Genomic DNA, 20571 nt, shown 5'->3' on the forward strand with positions numbered 1-20571 from the left:
ACTCTGACCCCTCTTATATTATAAGTAGTTCATGACTAAAAGAGTGTCTCTGCAGACACTCTTTTGCTTTAAATTAGAATTTTAAGACTCGTGTAAATATGTAGAAAAAGTATTGTAACCATCTGCTTTAACAAACTTGGCTGGGTTATCTAAAACGTTACCATGCTTGTCTTGTGATAACGCTTTAAAGTGCTCAATACCACAATCAATTTTAGCTTGCTCAGAAGCACGTAAATCATCAGAGAAGATACTAGATTTAGTTTCAACTACAAAATAGAGCTGATCACCCATACCATCTTCTTTATCAATCAATACCGCCCAATCAGGGTTATAACTACCTAATGGAGTATCAATCTTAAACCACGCTGGTAATTTGGCGTAAAGCTTAACGTCTGTTGATTCTTCAAGCTTTTCTGCAAACTCAAACTCTGTATCTGAATCACAAATGATGTAATCGTAAACAGATTTGTTCGCCTCAACCATATTTTTAAGATAACCTGTAAGCTCTTCTTCTTGGAACAACTCCTGAGCGTAGTAATCTTCATCTCCAATTCTGTGATATGAGATACCATCGACAATAGCTAAACGCATTTGCTTACGGATCACTTCACTAGCAAGCTCGATGAATCGCTGTGGGTTGTTCTTGAATGCTTCTAACTTATCACCTAGTCCAAGCAGGATATCTACCACCGTCTTACGGGTTAGGTTCGTGTTTGATTCAAGGTACGTTACTACGTCTGGAAGTTGGAAGTTACGATTACGGTAGTATTGGATCTTTGACTCTTCATCAAAAGTCTCAAGTTCCGCTTCTGTTACCGCTACTTTCACTTTTTTGTATTCAAACTTCGCACTAGCAACCGCAACTGATGCTCTGATTTCCTTGATGCACTTCTGTACAAGCTCACCAACGCTGAAGTTCACTCGATAAGTCGTCTTATACTTAATTCTGTCCCAGAGTGCTTTAAAATCATCCCCAAGCACGATTTGCTTACCATTATCTTCACGAAGTGTTGCCGTTTTCTTCTCTTCATGTTTTTTAATGCTTAAGCCTTTAGCAACCTTAGTTAAAGTTGCAAGAATCGCATCAGAATGTTCTTGAACACTTTCAGGTAAACTAACCGTATTATCAACCAGATCAGTTTTAAGAGAATCTAAGATTTTGCCTTTTTTGTCGATGTAACCTTTATCTGCTAAGTGCTGATAAATCTCTTCTGATTTTTTAGCACCAAGAAACTCTTTAGTGTCATGCTCATCAGACTCTTTATTTGAGGAAATGACAATATTGGCAAATTGGTGTTTTTCAACTGCACCAAACTTGATCCCTTCCTCTTCCTCAATCTCTTTTTGAAGTGCAGCAACAAACTGATCATAAGATTCATTTGCCATAACTGTAAGAGTATTAACCTCAAAACCATACGGTACACGTTCACCCGACTGATCGACCGCCAAACGTAAACCACGACCAATCTCCTGACGCTTCTTCATCACAGAATTAGTTTCGTTTAGAGTACAAATTTGGAATACGTTAGGGTTATCCCAACCTTCTTTCAAGGCTGAGTGAGAGAAGATAAATCGAAGCTTTTCATCCATTGATAAAAGCTTTTCTTTATCTTTCATAATCAAGTTATAAGCAGATTCATCAGCAGCCGTTTTACCACCTTCACCTTTTGCTGAAAGTTTCGATTCAGCGAAAAGAGGATTACCTGACGCATCTTTTTTCTTATCTTGAGCAAAGTAACCATTGTGAACAGAATTAGCCAGTTCCTGAAGCGCATGTTCATTTAAAGTCGGCTTACCTGCATCATTCTTATCCCAAATTGAAGGGTATAAAACTCGATACTTTGGCTTTCTTAATTGTTGTGTAAACTCTTCTTCAAACCACTTGGCAAATTTACCCTGAACTGGCACACCATCACTTGAATAGCCACGGTAATTCGCTACTTTATCAATGAAGAACAGGCTCAAAACCTTAATACCTTTCTGGCTTAGAATCTTGGAATGATCCATTACGTCTACGCCAGTCGTAATTTTTCTATAAAATTTCAGCTCTTTTTCAAGATGTTCTTCAACGGTCTTAGATACTTGTAATCGCTTATAAGTATCTTGGTCAACTTCACCTATGGATTGACTTAATTCTATGATGTCATCACGACTCGTAAAGTCGATATACTCGCTACCTTCTTCGCAGTAAATGTCATTGATTACATAACCTTCATAAACAGTTCTTCCACCAGAAGCTTCAAATAAATCCGTTCCACTCTTAACTGTGATTGATTTACGTGGTTGTAGCTTTCCAGTTTTGGTTTGAGCGTCAATTTCAACCTTTGCGGTGATTGGTGATTTCTTATTATCAACACTAATCAGCTTGATATAGGCTTGGTTATGATTGTCCTGCACTTCAATCGATGCCACTTCTATCTGCTTAACCAGCTTACGCTCATAAGCATCAATTGAATCGAGCTTATAGAGCATATTGAAGCTTTCAGTTAACGTTGCTGAGTAGCGGAACGTACATAGCGGATTTAAGCTTGCAATCGCTTTTTTACGATTAGCCGTAGACGCTACTGACTGAGGTTCATCAATCAAGACTACTGGATTTGTTGCTTGGATGAATTCAATTGGCTTCATACCATTGAGTCGATCATCAGTTCGGTGAATCAGGTTAGCTTTAGCTTCTTTTTCTGGGTCAGTGAATGACTTACTGAAAGCGTCAATGTTGATGACCATAATCTGTATATAATCATTGGTAGCAAAATTTCTGACTTGCTCACGCTTTGAAGAATCATACACAAAGTAATCATACTGGACGTTTTTATACTCTTTTCGAAAATGATCTTCCGTCATTTGCAGAGATTTATAAACACCTTCTTTGATTGCCACTGATGGTACAACGATGATGAACTTGGTTAGCCCATAACGCTGATTCAACTCAAATGCACTACGAAGGTAAACGTAGGTTTTACCCGTACCCGTTTCCATCTCGATCGTAAAATCAAGGCTTGGCAAAGCCTGTTTTGTTGTTTCTGTTTGCGGTAGACCGTTAATAAGCTGAACGTTACGAGTGTTCTCGTATAACTCTTCTGGTAGAAGCTTTATCGCATTGGAAACACCGATATCGTTATTTTGAGCAAATAGACCAAGCTGCTCATGACTTAAAGCGCTGCTTGAAACAGAGAAGTTTGATTGAAACACCTCTTGCCCTTCAAATACCCCCACAATTGCGTTAATAGCATCTATTTGGTGTGATAAATCAGGGTCAAATTTTATCTTCATTTCAGACATGATTTACCCCTTAAATGCTCTTAACATCGGCAATACCCGCTTGCTTCAAGATCTGAATGGCATTGGTCTTCACATTACTATCAGCAAACCCTGCATCTTTGAATACAACTTGGGTGGTTTCTGGATCTAGCTCTTCTTTCAGCTTGGCGATACCTTCTACCGTTTCACCAGTAATTTCATCATCTAAACAAACAATCAAAGCACCCGCACCAACAACAAATACAGTCTTACCGTTAACAACTTCTGTTTCTACAGATGTGGTTAGGTCGTAGCCATACTTTAGGAATATTTCATACAGAACATCTTCGCTTGAACGATCAGCCTTAATTGATTCTGTTGCTTGTTGAAGAACTTGCTCTAAATTATCAAAGTCTGCATCCCAAGGGCGAATATTGGTTTCATCTAATCTAAATGCTTTAAAACCGAAGTTTAAATCAGGGCGTTCAACCTCTTTGATTGCTCTTTTCATTCGCTCTTTACACACGTCTGCGATCGTATCAAAACCTTGCTTAAAAGCTTCTGGACTGGATTTTTTAGGTGTTTTCTTACCTTTTATAACTTCATATGTTGGTTCTGGTAATTGAATTGAAATACATCTGCGATTTAAGCTATCTTCACTATTCAACCTCAACATAGAGTGAAAAGTTGTTCCAGAACCAGAGAAAAAGTCCATTATTAAGTCATTGTCATTTGTACCTAACTTAATGCAACGCTTAACTAATTCTATTGGTTTAGGAAAATCCAATACTCCAGAAAGACCAAGCTTTCCACTCTCTATTGTACCTTGCTCACTAATTACGGCTGTATCAGCCCAAATTGACTTAGCTTTTGTCGTACTTTTCCTTGATTTCTCATAAATATTCCAATTACCATCTCGCTTTTGCTTTGCCCAAATGTTTTTTGGGTTCGCCCGAATACCTTCTCTTTCAAGTTTCTCCTTTCCCCATCGCCAGCAACTTTCATCGCCAGAGCTATTTAACGGAAATACTTCGATAGAGAATTGTTCAGATTCCTCCAAACTAACTTCAGCGAGTCCTTCTGAGTTTAAAGCATCAGCATTAACATAAATTGGGTAAAATAAATTTGGACGGTTATGTCGCCCAAATTTTGGGTTTCGGTTCCTCAACTCCCAAAGTTCATAGCCACCTTGCTCATCTTTATGCGGAAGAGCTTCACTAGCTTTATCCAACTCGCCTAAGCAAGATTCAGAAGTTTTATAGTATATCAATATGTATTCATGACATTTAGCTATGTCCTTATAGGTTTGACCACGTTTATTTGACTGGACAATAATTTGTGATAAAAAGTTATCCTCTCCAAAAACTTCATCACACAACTTTCGTAAATTGACAATTTCATTGTCGTCAATAGAAATAAAAATAGCACCGTCATCACTTAGCAAGTTCCTCGCTAATTTTAATCGAGGATATAGCATATTAAGCCATTCGGTATGATATCTACCTGACGTTTCAGCGTTCGTTGATAATTTCAGCCCATCTATATCCTGCTGGCCTGTAATAGTCAGATAATTCGAAATACTGTCTGCATAATCATCAGGGTAAACAAAGTCTTTACCTGTGTTGTAAGGTGGATCTATATAGATCATCTTCACTTGTTTATGGTATGACTTTTGAAGTAGCTTAAGCACTTCAAGGTTGTCACCTTCAATAAACAAGTTCTCAGTTGTATCCCAATTAACGCTTTCTTCTTTACAAGGGCGCAATGTACCTGTAGATGGAGTTTGAGCAATTTGTCGAGCTTTCGTTTTACCATTCCAAGTAAAGTTGTAACGTTCTTCTGAATCGTCAATCTCTTCACCTAAAACGGCTTTCAACGCTTCAAAATCAATCTTGTTTTCAGAAAAAACATCAGGAAAAAGCTGCTTAAGCTGTTCAATGTTTTGCTGCGTGATATCTAAGCTTTTTGCTTCAGGGCTGTTGCCCGTGATTTTATCTATTTCGCTCATTACTATGCCTTTTAAGTTTTAATTCTTATTCAAATACAGTTTTTCAAATCATCTCTTCAAACAGAGCTACGCTAGTTGAGTTTTGATTGCTGTAATTGCTTGTTTAATCTTGCGTGCTTCAACGTTAAGACGCATTTTGGTATTCATTTGCGTCTCCTTCTTAATCTTGTTCCTGATGCTACTAAGATCAGCCTCTAAACTTTCCAACTCTTTGAGCAAAGCTGTTTTATCTTCGTTAGTTTTTTCTGAAAAAGATGCACTGACTTTTGGTTTCGAGAATGTATCATATTGCAGCAGCTCTTCTTGTGATTCAGCTTCGCTATCATTCTGTTCAGTTGAAAGATTGTTACCTGAATTATTTTTAAAAAGATAACGACCTGAAATCTTGCTTGTTTCTAAACCTATAAGCATTGAAATGAAGCCTTGATAAAGCTCAAAGTAGTTAAGGCTTGAAATATTTTTCAGAGAAAAGTCATTGAGAAAATTATTCTCATTTTCCGTTAATCCCGTTGAGCTTAACCAATCACTGTTGTAGATATGCTCAATAACCAGCTTACTCTTGTCTGCTTGGTTGATACGCTTATCGGCTAGGCTTATCGCTAGTTCTTCACCTAATTCTAAAAGTAAAATCACTGGATAAGGAATCAGCGTATGTAAGAGCTTGGCTACCTTACTTAAAATTGAGGTGTTGAGCTTGGCTTTATTCTTACTGTTTTGTTCAATTCTAGCGTTTTTAAGTACAACGCGAATTACTGCTATCTCTATGTACTCAACAGTATCAGTGACATAAACAGGAACATTGAGTGTTTCTGGCTTAAGGGTGTTCAGCCACTCGATAGATTGAATAACGTCCGTTACTAGCTTTTTATCATGGCTATTCAGATCATTGTTATCCACCAGCATCTTCTTGGTGATACGAGTGCCAAGGAACGTTGAATCTGGAAGGGATAAATTATCACAAACCTTTTCAATCAAACTGCTATGTTCTGTTTTATCGTTATTTATAAAGTTGATTAGCTCCATTACAGCTATGCTCCTAAAGAATGACCATGTAGCTAACAACTTCAAAATCATTGACGTTTTGAGTGCTTGATGCAGATAAAACCGTTCCACCTCTATTGAAGAGACTCTTTGCTCCAATTTCTTCACTCTTACCTGCAATATTTTCTACCGCCTTAGCAAGAAGATTCTGGTAATGCTTCATTTGTTTACCGTTTTGAGAACGTCTTGCAAACTGATTGTAAGCGTCTGTTGATTGGTCAATATTGGTTAGCTCTGAGCCTAGTTTTTTACATAGATCGAGGATTTGTTTTGACTGAGTAAACGAAAGTAAAATTTCTTCTTCATCAGAAATATAGACAAGATAGTAAGGTGCAAGTGAATAGCTTTCTTCAACCTGAACTTTCCCCTTAATGTCTTTTAAGCAAAAGATCACTCCTGATTCTATCTCGTCACGCACTTGCGAAAAGTCAGCAGAAAATTGACTCGATTCAGATTCAAATGCTTCTTTGTCTCCTCTTGTATCAAAAAGAGCAACTGGCGCAAACAAACCAATCGGTGATTTCTCCAATACGCTAGAATTGTCATTTTCTTTGTTGTTTAACTCTTTATTACTTAAGAACCCTGACAAGTCCATTCTAAAATCATTTAGTGTCAAATCAGTGATAGATACGCCACCTGAAATGTCTTCAAGATCAACAACTGCATTTTGAAGTTGCTCAAGCTGTTTCCTTCGATATTCTAAGTCATTCATTCCTTTGCTTTTCTTAGAATCTTGTTCACAGTCTGTTTCAATCAGGTTTTCTTCACCCGTTGCTGAAATATCAAGTAGTACCATTCGCCCACTAACTCTTGCTTCAAGATTGATATACTCATCCAACTCCATGTTTGGCCAAAAGTTAACAAGCTGGATCACATCATTTACTGAACCTAAACGGTCTATACGCCCAAAACGCTGAATGATACGAACTGGATTCCAATGAATGTCATAGTTGATTAGATAATCACAATCCTGAAGGTTCTGACCCTCAGAGATACAATCGGTAGCTATAAGAATATCGACTTCTTCTTTAAACTCTGGAAAGACTTTTTCACGCTCTTTTGATTTAGGCGAGAAGTGAGTTAAAAGGCTATTCAAATCTGTTTTGAATTTTTTTCCGTCCCGTCCATTCTTGCTAGGAGTACGCAAGGTCGTTTCAGTGCGTTGACCTGTAATAATGGCTGAGTGAAGACCCAACTCTTGTGAAGCCCAAGATGATAAGTTTTTGTATAGATACTCAGCGGTATCAGCAAAAGCAGTAAAGATAATAACTTTTTTATTACTACCATTTATTGGATTATTACATTTCTCTAGATACGCTTCTTTCAACATTGAAAGCTTGGCATCTCGCATTGAGTCGATGCTCTTTGATTCACGAACAATCTCTTGTAGGAACACTCTATCAGCTTCAAGGTCTTGAGCGAATCGAACTAAATCCATATCTTGAATGCGTACTTTAGTTTTATTGCCAATTAGATATGGAGCGAGTTCTGGCGAGTTAAATTCTAGATCATCAATTTCTTCAATTGGTGGAGCAACAAACTCTTCTGTTAATTCATCACTAGCTATTTCTTTATTAATATGGGGCTTAATATTAGCGTTAAAATTATGAATTTTATTTAATAGTGTATCTACCTGAGTAAGCACTTTTTCTGATGTTAGCGTGAACGAATGAATTGAACTTTCCATACGCTTAAGCAGATTGATACGGATAAGATGGATCAAGCTTTCTTCACGGTCTACTTGCTTAAATACACTTTTGCCGCCTTTAACCTCTTGGTCGTATCGTCTTGCATACTCAGCTTTCTTGTCCATTCTCACGTATTTCATCGGTGAGTAGAACGCAAGTGATAACCTTCTAATGGTCTTATTCACTTCTTCCAATGGAGGGAACTGGTCTTTAAGATCAATTGATGCTTTTAGGTTTACAGGTAGTAGTCTAGTCGGGAACTTTCCTATATCAGCAGTACCATAATATTTTTCAATATGCTTACGAGAACGAGCTATTGTATAAACATCCAGTAGTTTGAAATAATCGAAATTCATCGAGTCTAAAAGGTCTTTCGATGTTCGAATATCAGGATCTTGTTCAGCCCACTTAGAGAAGCGAGTTTGAGCTTGTCTTAGCGTCCCTTCAATACTGTTGATACCGTGATCATGTAAAGCTTGGTCATTCGCCTCAGTGATAAACGCAACTTGGTTTTTCATGTCATTTAGACGATTATTTACGGGCGTAGCTGAGAGCATCAGTACTTTCGTTTTTACCCCTGCTTGAATGATATCTTCAAGTAACCTCTGGTAACGGTTTCGACCGTCTTTCTTAGGGTTGTTATTTCTGAAGTTATGAGATTCATCTATCACTACAAGGTCGTAGTTACCCCAATTGATAGTTTCAAGATTAATATCACCAGAATAACCGCCTGTTCTACTCATATCTGTATGGTTAAGAACATCGTAGTTAAAGCGATCACTAGAAAGTAAGTTTCTTTTGTCGTTCTGCGTGTAGATTAGCCAATTATCACGAAGCTTTTTAGGACAAAGCACAAGCACCTTATCATTACGAAGCTCGTAATACTTGATTACAGCAAGTGCTTCAAATGTCTTACCTAAACCAACACTATCAGCGATGATACAACCGTTAAAATGCTCAAGTTTGTCGATTGCACCTAATACACCATCTTTCTGAAACTTATACAGCTTGTTCCAGACAATTGTATCTTTAAACCCTGTTTTAGTTTTTAGGATCTTGTCTTCTTGCAGATCACCCACAAAATCTTTAAAAATATTATATAACGTAATGAAGTAGATAAACTGTGGTGTTTGATCAGTCGTGAATTTGGCAAGCTCCGCTTGTAGAAGTGCCTTTGCGTCTTTAACTTGTGCTTTGCTTCCCCAAACTCTATTAAAGAACCCTAAAAGCTCTTTAGCTTGATCTGCATTAGCAAGACTAATCATGTCAAAGCCATTCGATTCTGTTAATCCAATACCTTGACCATTGAATTGAGCACCGTTTATTGCAATTGATTCTGAATGTGAATTTACGTGCGTAATGTGCTGATGAACAGCTCCAGCTTGTTGCACTAAGCGAACGGATGCCTTTTCCTCTAACCAATGAGCAAACTCTTGCGCTATTGCTTTTTGATTTAACTGATTACGGAACTTGTTTTCTAACGCTGTACCATTCAGCGCACCGAAAGGCGATTCACTACCTAGTGAATCAAACCCTTTAGCTTGAGAGAATAACAATCGTGCTGAATCTAACTGACTCAAGGAATCTTTTAGATGGTCGAAAGCATAGATGGAGAAAAGCCCTGTCATTACAGACAGCTTATCGTTAGCTTGAATCGAATTGGAAAGCGTTTCAGATACTTTAGTTGTTACGTTATCAATTAGCATTTATTACTCTTCTTTTTCTCAACCCATGCTTCCAGGTCTTTGCCCTTAAAGCCCCAAGAGCCACCAACTTTAAAGCCGCAGTTTTAAATAAGCTGCTATTTCTTTTAAGATTAGGATTTGATCAGTCAACTACCTAATTAGCTAGTTTGTTCTATAAATTAATAAATGGGAGAATACGGTAAAACTGGGGAGCCCTCAATGACTCATCCAAAAATACATTTTGCCATATAGTTCATCAACACCCTTCGCCAGTATCAAGCATAAAACCATTGAGATCAGCAACTTGAAAAGTATAAGGTTGGGAGGTTGATCAATATTACTTAGCACTAACTGCCAATAACTGATGACAATACACCATCTATGAGATGAGTGTAGGATTATTGTTTAAATGTTCTTCGTCATCATAACTATCAGGGAGTATATTTAGTTTCTTAACAATAAATTATTCGATGCCACTTCACACTGCTTTTAGGTACGCTAATAAACATGTGGATAAACAACTGTTTTATCGACATAAACGACTTACTTTAATACCACCCACCAATTAATAAATTACAGATAATTATAATAAAACCGCATTGTGCGTCAGTTTTTGTCGCAGCTTAGTATTATGCTACTGGCATAAAAAATAGAGAGCGCTTTCAATGCAAATCAAAATCCAGCGTCAAATTGCCATGCTTGAGCTAATACCTCGTCACCCAAGGCGTGTAACTGCTAATGATGTTACCGATAAACTCCAAAGTCGTGACTATGACGTAGGCCTAAGAACCGTTCAAAGAGAGCTAAAAACCATGCACGACATGGGTCTGTTTGGGCTAGAGCTTGATGATAGAAGTAAACCTTTTGGCTGGTCTATTGCAGCCTGCTGGCGTAGCCTTAACCTAACATTGATGGATAACCATATGGCATTGGCGTTTCACACGCTAAAGCACAGTGCAAGCGAGTTACTTCCGCCCGAAAGCCTCAAACAGCTAGCCCCTTATTTTGAACGTGCAAATCAAGTATTAGCTAGCGACCCCGACAACCCTTGGCTGTATTGGGCATGCCGCGTTGCGCAGTTACCTAAGCAATTTCCTTTAATCATTCCTAAGCAAGATCCACAGATATTTGAAACGGTGCAATATGCACTGCTTAACAAGTTCCAAATAGCCTGCCAAATAAAACGGGTGATCAAAGATAAAAGCTATTGGATTGATTACTGCCCAATAAACCCTGAAGGCATACTGGTATCAGATGGCGTTGCGCTACTTACATTTACTATTGGCACAGTTGATCCAACACTTTATGCCAAATCTATCGACTTATTTCGTAACGTACGCTTACTCGATACCCCATCAATTACCCGAAGTGATGCCGATATTGCTCAAAGCAAAAATAAATGCACATCAGGGTTGATTGACATTGAATTGCTTTTTTCAGCCTCGGCAGACTTTATTATGCGTAATGCCAAACTAAGTGAAGAGCAAAGGGTTCAGCAATTAGAAGATGGCCGCTATCGCGTTACCGCCAGAGTTGAAGACACTCCAGAATTAAAAGCATTCTTGTGGAATATGGCTGACAAAGTTGAGGTCGTTGCCCCCGTCAAACTAAGAGCTCATTTCACTCGATTACTCAACAAGATGAATACTCGATATCAAAATGCTGCGACTTAAGTTGTCGCAAGCTTAGGTTACGCTTCAGTACATAGCTTAAGGAGATGAACCGATGTTTGACTTACTCACACAAGACCACCCATTACCTCGCATTGCCGTTTTTGGAGTGGGAGGCTGTGGCTGCAATACCATTAATCAACTCGCTGCGTCGCCTTTAAGTGACAACGTGCAGCTTGTTGCCGTTAACACTGACGCACAGTCGTTAGCCGCCTCACAATGTAATACTCGCTTGCAAATAGGCTTAGAAACCACCAAAGGGCTAGGTGCTGGTGCTAAACCTGAAAAAGGCCATGAAGCAGCACAAGAATCAGCAGCGCAGCTCAAAGAGCTAATAACCTTTGCCGATATTATCTTTATTACCGGAGGCATGGGAGGCGGCACGGGTACTGGCGCTATCCCGTTTATTGCCTCAATTGCAACCGAGTTAAATAAACCTTTAGTCGCGGTGGTAACCACCCCTTTTAGCTTTGAAGGCCACCAAAGAAATCGGCTTGCTAATAATGGTGTTGAACAACTAATGCAACAAGCAAATGCTGTAATCGTACTACCCAACGATAAACTCATTGAAACATTAGAAAAGAAAATATCTCTGCTTAACGCCTTTTTTGAAAGTAACCGTATTTTGCAAGATGTACTACTTGGGCTAACAACAACCATTAGTCAGTCAGGGTTAATTAATATCGACTTAAATGACTTTATCGCGGTTGTTAGCCATCAAGGCCGTGCGGCGATGGGAGTGGCAAAACAAGAAAAGGGCGAAGATTTACAAGTAACCATTAACAATGCACTAAAAAATCCATTGCTAGAAGAGGTTGATCTGACTCATGCAAAAGGGGCAATTGTAAGTGTGATGGCGACTGAAGATATTGAGCTCAGCCAATATAATAGTATTGGTGCCAGCATTCAGCAGCAGTTAGACCCAAGCGCATTGGTCATTATAGGGTTAACCATTGTGCCAGAGCTTGAGTGTGAGCTTGAGCTGATGATTATTGCCACGGGCATTCAAGCCCCTTCGGCGCACAATGCAATACTGGCCGACGCCACCACAATACCACCCAAAAAAGATCGATTTAATTCGCTAGAGCTAGTGAATGTAAGCGATCTACTTAAGGCAAAATCTAGGGATGGCCGTAATGACCCTAGCTACGAAACTGAACTCGACATCCCCACGTATACGCGCCAAAACAACTTAGCCAAGGGGCTATAACCCTACAAGCTATTAAATTTGGGGCTCCATTCTGTGACTAATAGCTTGCCCTTAACGCCTCGCACTTGCAGGCTCATGGCGTCGAACACGTCATCAAAATTCGAGGTGTGGGCGTCGAGCCCGGGCAAGGCCATTACGCTTTGTACCATAAAGGCTTTTTTGCTTCTTTCGGTGCCCCACGCGTTACTCCACCAGTCAATAACGCGGCCTTTTGAGTGTTTGAGGATCTGCTGGCTCGGTACGCGGTCTTTTTTGTTGAGGTTTTCTTTTTCGCTTGTGGGTAGCAAGTTCCATAAATCGTTATTCGGCCAATGCGCAAATGGAATGCAGTGATCCATGTGGTATTTATTTTTTATGTCGCGCCCGCTCCAAACTGACGCCAACAGCTGCCCTTGCTGGATCATTTCGTCTGCGCGATGCCTGGCGAATTTAGTGTCGTGCTTGGCATCTATCCATTGTAGTGCTTGGTGATATTGTTCTAGCGTAATGTTTTGAGCTCGATTGGCGTCAAAGCTTTGCATCTTGCTGATCCATTGATTAACAATAAGTGGCTCTATCCAGCCACCAAATACTTTTAGGCTTTGCCAAAAGCTATCGTCAAGAATGAACTCCCCAAAAGACTCAAGGTACTGTTTATCAATTAATACGTGCCCCGTTTTACGAACGGTGCGCTTTTGTACTTCAAAAATATGGCTGCTTTTGTCGCTATTCCACAGGTGTTTAACAGGCATGTCGCGAATGGTGGCAGCGCTGTCAGATAGCGCGCCCGTTACGGCTTTGCCCTCGTCACCTAAAAACAATGAGCCTATACAAATGTCATCGGCACTTAAGTTATTAAGCGCATGCCAGCTGTGCTTTATAAACCCCAACCCTTTGTTTGCATTGCTCGATTGCATAATACCTTGCTGGCAACCATTGGCATTATGCGCCAACGGAAAACTTAGCAGACGGCGATACTGCTTAACCCAATAGAGTGCAACTAACCCAAGTGGTAACGCCACTTTGCCGTCAGTTTTATCACACACGCTAACGGGATGGGCGTCGGCTATGCGCACAAGCGCTCGCAATAATGCGAGTTTGTAGGTGGCAACTTTATTGTCGTTAACCAATATGTGCCGAATTTTAATTAGGTCGCCCGAACCGTCGTCGGGCAGGTTCATAACAACGGTTTCCCAGCTTACCGAAGCGCGATTCATGTTGTCGCTTGCCTTTTGCACGTGCACCATTTCGAGCGCATAACGTTTAGCAAGCATCTCTTGTTCGGCTACGCTGACCGGATAGCTCTTGCGTCCGTCGGTAAACTCGCCATGGCGTAAAGTAATAACCAGCTTGCCATTGGCAGATAGTAAATTGCTGAGCTTGCGAAAGGCGCGATCACGCTGCGAAGTTGGAACATGCATCCACACGGCACTTAACAAGATAAGGTCAAACCGCAGCCCAAGTGCGAGAATATTTTTTAAATCGGGCAGCGAATCTGCAAGCCAGGTGACATCTTGACTATGGGTGTAGCGCTGGCCTTCGGTACGCATTTTGGTGTTGGGTTCTAGTGCGTAAACATCGCAGCCCTGCTCGGCAAACCAATTGCTGTCGCGGCCGGTGCCGGCGCCAACATCCAGTACACGCTGGCCGTGGCGCGGCCAATATGCCTGCCATGACTGATGCACCTCCTCAAACTGTTGAGCATTATATTGTGCCGATAAATCTTTAACGTTATCGCTATAAAAGTCAGTCATTTAATACGCTTAACGAGAACCGATGAGTGCCTTAATCTTGCCATAACTGTTAATGTTATGGCAGAAAAAATAAGCACTTATGCTGTAGTGCGCACAAAATTTTATAACGCAATTAACTGCATTACTTTGGGTTATTAATCATTGTTTAAAGCAATTTTAAGGGGTAAAAGCTCATGTGGGCACAAAAGCCTACCAACCAGAGTTAATCTGGCTGGTATTGTGGCTTAGGGCAGTTTGATAATGGCAACATCGTACGGCGCGAGTGTGGCACTACCGAGTACGAACTCGCCGCTAAGGGTTGCAGGTATGCTGTTAGCCTTGCCTGCGTAGTTAAATACAAATGCGTATTGACCGCGCTGCACTAGGCGTACGTCTTTTGGCAAGGTAATGGTGTTAATGCCTTGTTCGGCACATAAGCTGCTGAAGTAACTTATTAAAAATTCATCGCAGGTGAGCGAGGCGATATAACTGGTGTTGTTATATCGCGCCACAGCGGGCAATAGGTCGTGATATTGCGCCACGGTGGTAACGCCGGCACCAAGTTCAATTTCTTCACGCCAGCATTGGCTGCTAAATTGCTGGGTTTGGTAGGTCATCACTTCGCTGCAGTCGGGGCGAATGGTTTCGGTTGATAACACTTTAATTGGAATAAGTTGCTGCAGTAAGCCGGGGCCTAAGTTGTCGACTAGGCTCAGCTCTGGTGTTTTGGCGCCGCTGCGGGGGCCAAATACCAAGTGCGCAGTTGCCTGTTGGCATTTAGCCACAAACTCGGCTGACACTACGGGTAAGCACGGCGCCACAATTAATTGGTACAGGCTTAAGTCGTGGTCGACCGAGATAAAGTCAACCGCCACACCAAGCTGACGCAATGCACTGTAGTAGGCAAACTCAACCCGTTGGTGGTTGTAGCTGTCGCCTTGGCGTTCAATTTCGGTTACCCATTGGCTATGCGCGCCGGTCACTATGGCAACCTTGGCCTGTACGGGTTGTTCTAGGGGTAATTGCACTTGGGTGAGCTCATCGCGCATTTGGCTAACTTCGTGCCACGCGGCGGCTTTTGAGTTGTCGTTACGTTTAATGCCTGCATGCATTTGTTCTTGGGCAAAAGGCACTTGGCGCCACCTAAAATAGCAAACACAATCGGCGCCGTGGGCGAACGCTTGCCACGACCACAGCCGCACCATGCCTTTTTCGGGGCGCGGATTATGGTGCGCCCAGTTTACTGGGCCGGGTTGTTGTTCCATCACCCAAAAATTGCCTTGGCTTACGCCGCGGCTTTGGTCGAACGAGTAGCTCGAAAAGTCGGGGTGGCCGGTACGCATATAAGGTTTGTATTGTTCGGCTGGCATATGTTTAAAAAACATATCCGAACGGCCTAGGGGATAGTTGTCGTAACTAACAAAGTCTAGGTTTTTGGCTAAGGCAAAGTTGTCGGTTTGGGTGTCGACTAACGGAATAAAATTATGGGTAACAAACCGGTTAGGTGCATACTGGCGAATAATTTTGATCATTTCATCATGAAAATGCACTACTTGATCAGAGCTAAAGCGACGATACGCTAATTGGTGCGCAGGGTTGGTTTCGGTTACAGCCAAAATGGGCAGTTCTATTTGGCTAAAGTCTTGATATTCCATTGACCAGAATATATTGCCCCAGGCTTGGTTTAAGGTGTTAATGCTGCCGTATTGCTGCTGGCACCATAACTGAAACGCGTGTTTTGCGGCGAGCGAGCCACTGTGCGTGGTGTCGTGGCAGGCAATTTCGTTGTCGGTTTGCCAGCCACATATACTGGGGTGGTTGCCGTATCGCTTGGCAAGCACCTTAGAAATACGCATGGCTTGGGTAAAGTAGTTGGGGCTTGAAAAGTCATAGTGGCGGCGCGAACCAAAGCCACGGGTAACGCCGGTGTTAATATCGACGGGTAAAATGTCGGGGTATTGATCAATTAACCATTTTGGCGGGGTTGCGGTTGGCGTACACATAACAACTTGTAGGCCTTCGGCAGCAAGGGTTGCAATGGCTTTGTCTAGCCATGCAAAGTCATATTTGCCAGCTTTAGGCTCAATTTTAGACCAAGCAAATTCGCCAATTCTTACATATTTTAACCCGAGTTCACGCATCTCTTGCGCGTCTTGCTGCCATTGTTTTTCAGGCCAATGTTCTGGGTAATAGCAAACACCTAACATGGTTATTCTCCGATTAACTTTCCGTATTGTTGCTCGAATGGGCATTTCAATAACGCCGCGGTTTCCGCTACATGGGCGTTGGTTTGTGCGCGTATTGGTTGATGGAAAATATACTAACTCAGTATTTATATGATATATAGCATTATTGTTAACGTTAGTTTGCCAACTTGTTTATAATCGCTTTTATTGTGAGTCTACAGGGAATTTAACAGCATGGAGCAACTTGCTACGTCGGTGATATTACACAGCCTAAATACAAGCTTGATTATTGATTGTCACGGCCAAACGCCGGCAATTATTTATTTTGGTAAAAGGCTGTCTAATGCCACTACGGCCGACATGGTCAACCAGCTGTCGACCCGCCAAGAAGCTAAGTGCTCGGTAGTCACCGAAGCGCCCATTTCGCTGTCGCCTTTAATGGGTCAAGGTTTTACGGGCGCACCCGGTATCGAAATTAATAACGATAGCCATGCTTGGTCGTTAGGTGGCAAGCTCACCCACATTAAGCAAACACCGCAGCAGGTGGTATTTACCAGTGTTGATACACTGCGCCACGTAAGCGTAAAGCACACCCTAAGCCTTGATTATGCTACCGACGTACTGTCGGCCAAAACAGCGCTACACCATGATGGGCCGCAACCCTTGCAATTAAACTGGTGCGCAGCGCCAACCTTGCCGTTACCGTTGCATATTAATCAAATCATGTCTTTTGAGGGCCGTTGGTCAAATGAGTTTCAGCGGCAGTCGTTTGATTTGTTTTTAGGAAGCTACCTCAGAGAAAACCGCAAAGGCAAAACGTCTCACGACAATTTTCCGGGCTTGGTTATGCACAACAAGCTGACCCACGAGCAAGGCGGCGAGTGTTATGGGTTTCATTTAGGTTGGAGCGGTAACCACAAAATGCGTGCCGAGCTACTGGCTGAAGGCCGCAGCTATGTACAAATGGGCGAGCTGTTAATGCCAGGCGAACTCGTGTTAGCCTCCGGGCAACACTATGTTAGCCCTACGCTATATATGGCCTACTCTGACCAAGGCTTTAGTGGTTTATCGCATTGTTATCATCAGTTTATTCGCCAGCAATTTATTCGCCCTGCGGTTAAACAAAAGCCGCGACCAGTGCATTACAACACGTGGGAAGGCATATACTTTAACCATAACGTTGCCACATTAAAGGCGTTAGCCACGCAAGCGGCTGATATTGGCGCCGAGCGATTTGTACTTGATGACGGCTGGTTTAAAGGACGCCGTGGCGACTTTGCCGGGCTGGGTGACTGGACGGTAGACACCAGCATTTACCCCCAAGGGCTGCAACCATTAATTGACCATGTAAACCAAGCCGGTATGGAGTTTGGTTTATGGTTTGAGCCTGAAATGGTTAACCCAGACAGCGACCTATACCGCGCGCACCCAGAGTGGGTATTGCAAACAGCAGGTAATCAACAGCTTAGTTTTAGAAAACAGCTAGTGCTGGATTTAACCCAAAAAGCCGTTACTGATTACCTATTTAACGCTATTAACGCCATTTTGCAGGCGTACCCCAACATTGTTTATATTAAGTGGGATATGAACCGCGACTTAAACCATGCGGGTAATGCGTTAGGTAAGCCGGCGGTACATGCGCAAACCCTGGCGGCATACAAATTAATTAGCGACTTAAAACAAGCGCAGCCGCACATCGAAATTGAAAGCTGCTCGTCGGGCGGCGCCCGTATTGATTTAGGTATATTGCAGCATACCGACCGAGTTTGGACGTCGGACTCCAACGATGCGCTTGACCGATTACACATTCAGCGTGGCTGTTCGTATTTTTTCCCAGCCGAGCTAATGGGCGCACATGTGGGCCCACGCGATTGCCACATTACCGGACGGCACATTAGTATTGCTACGCGGGCAGCGGTGGCATTTTTTGGGCATATGGGTATCGAAATGGACCCACGAGAGCTAACCGACAGCGAACGCAGCCAGCTTAAGCACATCATAAAACTGCATAAGCAGCATCGGGCGTTAATTCACTCTGGTAAGTTAATCCGTTTAGACAGTGACGACCTATCAATTAATTTTGGCATACTTAATACCGACGCCAGCCGTGGCTTGTTTGCCTATAACAATATTAACGAAACCCCACGGACGGTGCCGCCAAAATACCGTTTTGCAGGGCTAAACCCCCACGCTCACTACACCCTTAATAAAATATGGCCCACCGAGCTGTTTGAATACTCCAGTAATGTATTAAGCGTAATAGAGGGCAAAACGTTTACTGGCGAAGCACTAATGCAAATTGGTATGCAGCTGCCAATTACGTTTCCGCAAACCTCAATTATTTTTGAGCTCAATCAAGTCGAAACCCAATAAGTTACCGCCCAATTGCCACAATAAAAAAGCGCCCCTCATTGAGGAGCGCTTTTTTGGTTTTAACTCGCAATTTTAGGCGTTACAGCTGCGACTCTATTAGCGCTAACGCTTCGATTAAAATGGTGGCAACGGCCGTTTTAGCTAACTCTGGCTTACGCGATTTAATCGCTTGGTATATTTCAGCGTGCTTTTGCACGTCGGCTCCGGCCACACCTTTAATTTTGTTGGTGTAACGGATACTCACCCGTAATGCGGTGCTAATAAATTCAGTTAGCTGGACAAAAAAACGGTTACCACTGGCGATTAAAATGGCGGTATGAAACGCAATATCGGCCTCTAAGGGATCATCTAAGCCCTGCTCTGCTTCATACATACGTTCGAGCGCTTTAGCAATATCGTCTAGTTGGGCATCGGTAGCGTTAACCGACGCTAACGCAGCGGCTTCGGGCTCAAGTGCGCCGCGTACTTGGGTAAATTCTTTTAATAACGACAGTGACGGTTTACTGCTTAAAATCCAACCGAGTACGTCGGTATCAAACATGTTCCAGTGGCTTTCGGGCATCACTTTAATACCCTGCTTTGGCCGTGATGTAATTAAGCCCTTAGCCGACAGCATTTTAACCGCTTCGCGGGTTGAGCTACGGCTAACATCATATTCAATACATAAATCGGCTTCAGACGGCAAACCTTGGCTTACAGGATAAACGCCGCGCACAATGGCAATACCTAAATCGTGGGTTAATTGATGTGTAAGATTTTGTCGAGGAGCGCTAGCCATGCCTAATTATTACCCAGTTATTTGTACTTAAATAAGTTATATCATATTTATGTACACATATGGCATAACGTTGTTTTAAAAGCCGAACAATGATAAAAGAGTGATCTTGATCGGTTTTTTTAGCCTACTAGAACTGGGTATCTTTTATGGCAGGCAGCGAGCATCTGGCCTTGCTAGCTCAATGTATTAACAGCGAGTGTGGAGCAAAATGTGAACGGTTCAACTCAATATCAACAGCTCAACAATAAAGTCATATTTATTACCGGCGCGGCAAGCGGTATTGGTGCAGCAATGGTCACTGCTTTTTTGCAGCAACACGCCAAAGTGGCCTTTATCGATATCGACAAGCAAGCGGCCACAAACCTAATAAAGCAGCAACCAACTGAACACCGCCACGCTATTTGGTTTAAGGCAACCGATGTAACCAACACCACAGCACTGCAATTGGCATTAAATGAGGCGGCGGAACATTTTGGCGGCTTAAATGTGTTAATCAACAATGTAGCCGACGATTCACGCCATGCAGTTGAAGATATTTCAGTGCAGCAATGGCAGCAATGCATGCAAGTTAATTTAGATCCTGCTTTTTTCGCCTCGCAAGCCGCCTTTAAAATAATGAAACAACACCAATCAGGCAGCATTATTAATTTCAGCTCCATTAACGCTCTGCTTGGCGCAAAAGAGATGACGGGCTACGTGACTGCCAAAGCAGGACTAATAGGAATGACCCGCGCCTTAGCAACCGAATTTGGCCCCCACGGCATTCGCGTTAACGCCATTTTACCGGGCTGGGTAGCAACCGAAAAACAGCTTTCTAGTTGGCTAACCGCGCAAGAAGAAGCCAAATGGACCGCTGAAATGTCGTTAAAACGCCGTATAACACCTGCCGATGTAGCGGCACTGGCGCTGTTTTTAGCCTCTGACAACAGCGAACTCATTACAGGGCAGTGTATTAATATCGACGGTGGGAGAGCCTAAAT

Annotated in this window: 11 protein-coding genes; 4 read left to right on the plus strand and 7 right to left on the minus strand. The window is 42.2% G+C overall.

The annotated features are described in order from the left end of the window. Positions 1–81 precede the first annotated feature (81 nt). From RGE70_RS17255 to RGE70_RS17270, 4 genes are all read right to left on the minus strand, one after another. On the minus strand, positions 82–3282 hold the full coding sequence (locus RGE70_RS17255) for a type III restriction-modification system endonuclease (RefSeq protein WP_310472655.1): 3201 nt from the start codon (positions 3280–3282) through the stop codon (positions 82–84). Between the two features lie 10 nt (positions 3283–3292). Then, positions 3293–5248 (minus strand): site-specific DNA-methyltransferase, encoded by a 1956-nt coding sequence (locus tag RGE70_RS17260; RefSeq protein WP_310472656.1) that lies wholly within the window; start codon positions 5246–5248, stop codon positions 3293–3295. Between the two features lie 66 nt (positions 5249–5314). Next, positions 5315–6271 (minus strand): DUF4391 domain-containing protein, encoded by a 957-nt coding sequence (locus tag RGE70_RS17265; protein ID WP_310472657.1) that lies wholly within the window; start codon positions 6269–6271, stop codon positions 5315–5317. A gap of 13 nt (positions 6272–6284) precedes the next feature. Beyond that, positions 6285–9683: a helicase-related protein gene (locus RGE70_RS17270; protein WP_310472658.1), complete on the minus strand. Its 3399-nt coding sequence runs from the start codon at positions 9681–9683 to the stop codon at positions 6285–6287. A 644-nt stretch (positions 9684–10327) separates the two neighbouring features. Between RGE70_RS17270 and RGE70_RS17275 the strand changes: the two genes are divergently transcribed. Both RGE70_RS17275 and ftsZ read left to right on the plus strand, forming a co-directional pair. Continuing rightward, complete coding sequence (locus tag RGE70_RS17275; RefSeq protein ID WP_310472659.1) at positions 10328–11335, plus strand: helix-turn-helix transcriptional regulator; 1008 nt, start codon at positions 10328–10330, stop codon at positions 11333–11335. 52 nt (positions 11336–11387) lie between these two features. Further along, on the plus strand, positions 11388–12542 hold the full coding sequence (ftsZ, locus tag RGE70_RS17280; RefSeq protein ID WP_310472660.1) for a cell division protein FtsZ: 1155 nt from the start codon (positions 11388–11390) through the stop codon (positions 12540–12542). Between the two features lie 2 nt (positions 12543–12544). Here the strand turns inward: ftsZ and RGE70_RS17285 are convergent, their stop codons facing one another. Together RGE70_RS17285 and RGE70_RS17290 are read right to left on the minus strand one after the other, a co-directional pair. Then, positions 12545–14275: a class I SAM-dependent methyltransferase gene (locus RGE70_RS17285; RefSeq protein WP_310472661.1), complete on the minus strand. Its 1731-nt coding sequence runs from the start codon at positions 14273–14275 to the stop codon at positions 12545–12547. Between the two features lie 224 nt (positions 14276–14499). Beyond that, positions 14500–16461 (minus strand): beta-galactosidase, encoded by a 1962-nt coding sequence (locus RGE70_RS17290; protein WP_310472662.1) that lies wholly within the window; start codon positions 16459–16461, stop codon positions 14500–14502. Positions 16462–16674: 213 nt separating this feature from the next. Here RGE70_RS17290 and RGE70_RS17295 point away from each other — a divergent pair, with 213 nt between their 5' ends. Next, positions 16675–18813, plus strand: coding sequence for an alpha-galactosidase (locus RGE70_RS17295; protein ID WP_310472663.1), 2139 nt, complete (start codon positions 16675–16677; stop codon positions 18811–18813). Between the two features lie 79 nt (positions 18814–18892). Here RGE70_RS17295 and RGE70_RS17300 read toward each other — a convergent pair whose 3' ends face one another. Next, positions 18893–19591 carry a FadR/GntR family transcriptional regulator gene (locus RGE70_RS17300; RefSeq protein ID WP_310472664.1) on the minus strand — a complete coding sequence of 233 codons (699 nt, stop codon included), beginning with the start codon at positions 19589–19591 and terminating at the stop codon, positions 18893–18895. A gap of 210 nt (positions 19592–19801) precedes the next feature. Here RGE70_RS17300 and RGE70_RS17305 point away from each other — a divergent pair, with 210 nt between their 5' ends. After that, positions 19802–20569 carry an SDR family NAD(P)-dependent oxidoreductase gene (locus tag RGE70_RS17305; protein WP_310472665.1) on the plus strand — a complete coding sequence of 256 codons (768 nt, stop codon included), beginning with the start codon at positions 19802–19804 and terminating at the stop codon, positions 20567–20569. The last annotated feature ends 2 nt before the right edge of the window (positions 20570–20571 follow it).

It is taken from the genome of Shewanella youngdeokensis (assembly GCF_033180165.1).
GTDB lineage: Bacteria > Pseudomonadota > Gammaproteobacteria > Enterobacterales > Shewanellaceae > Shewanella > Shewanella youngdeokensis.

Coding starts and splice junctions, on each gene's coding strand:
- RGE70_RS17270 (WP_310472658.1), bottom strand. CDS start 9,683: ATGCTAATTGATAACGTAACAACTAAAGTATCTGAAACGCTTTCCAAT.
- RGE70_RS17260 (WP_310472656.1), bottom strand. CDS start 5,248: ATGAGCGAAATAGATAAAATCACGGGCAACAGCCCTGAAGCAAAAAGC.
- RGE70_RS17300 (WP_310472664.1), bottom strand. CDS start 19,591: ATGGCTAGCGCTCCTCGACAAAATCTTACACATCAATTAACCCACGAT.
- RGE70_RS17255 (WP_310472655.1), bottom strand. CDS start 3,282: ATGTCTGAAATGAAGATAAAATTTGACCCTGATTTATCACACCAAATA.
- RGE70_RS17290 (WP_310472662.1), bottom strand. CDS start 16,461: ATGTTAGGTGTTTGCTATTACCCAGAACATTGGCCTGAAAAACAATGG.
- RGE70_RS17265 (WP_310472657.1), bottom strand. CDS start 6,271: ATGGAGCTAATCAACTTTATAAATAACGATAAAACAGAACATAGCAGT.
- RGE70_RS17285 (WP_310472661.1), bottom strand. CDS start 14,275: ATGACTGACTTTTATAGCGATAACGTTAAAGATTTATCGGCACAATAT.
- ftsZ (WP_310472660.1), top strand. CDS start 11,388: ATGTTTGACTTACTCACACAAGACCACCCATTACCTCGCATTGCCGTT.
- RGE70_RS17295 (WP_310472663.1), top strand. CDS start 16,675: ATGGAGCAACTTGCTACGTCGGTGATATTACACAGCCTAAATACAAGC.
- RGE70_RS17275 (WP_310472659.1), top strand. CDS start 10,328: ATGCAAATCAAAATCCAGCGTCAAATTGCCATGCTTGAGCTAATACCT.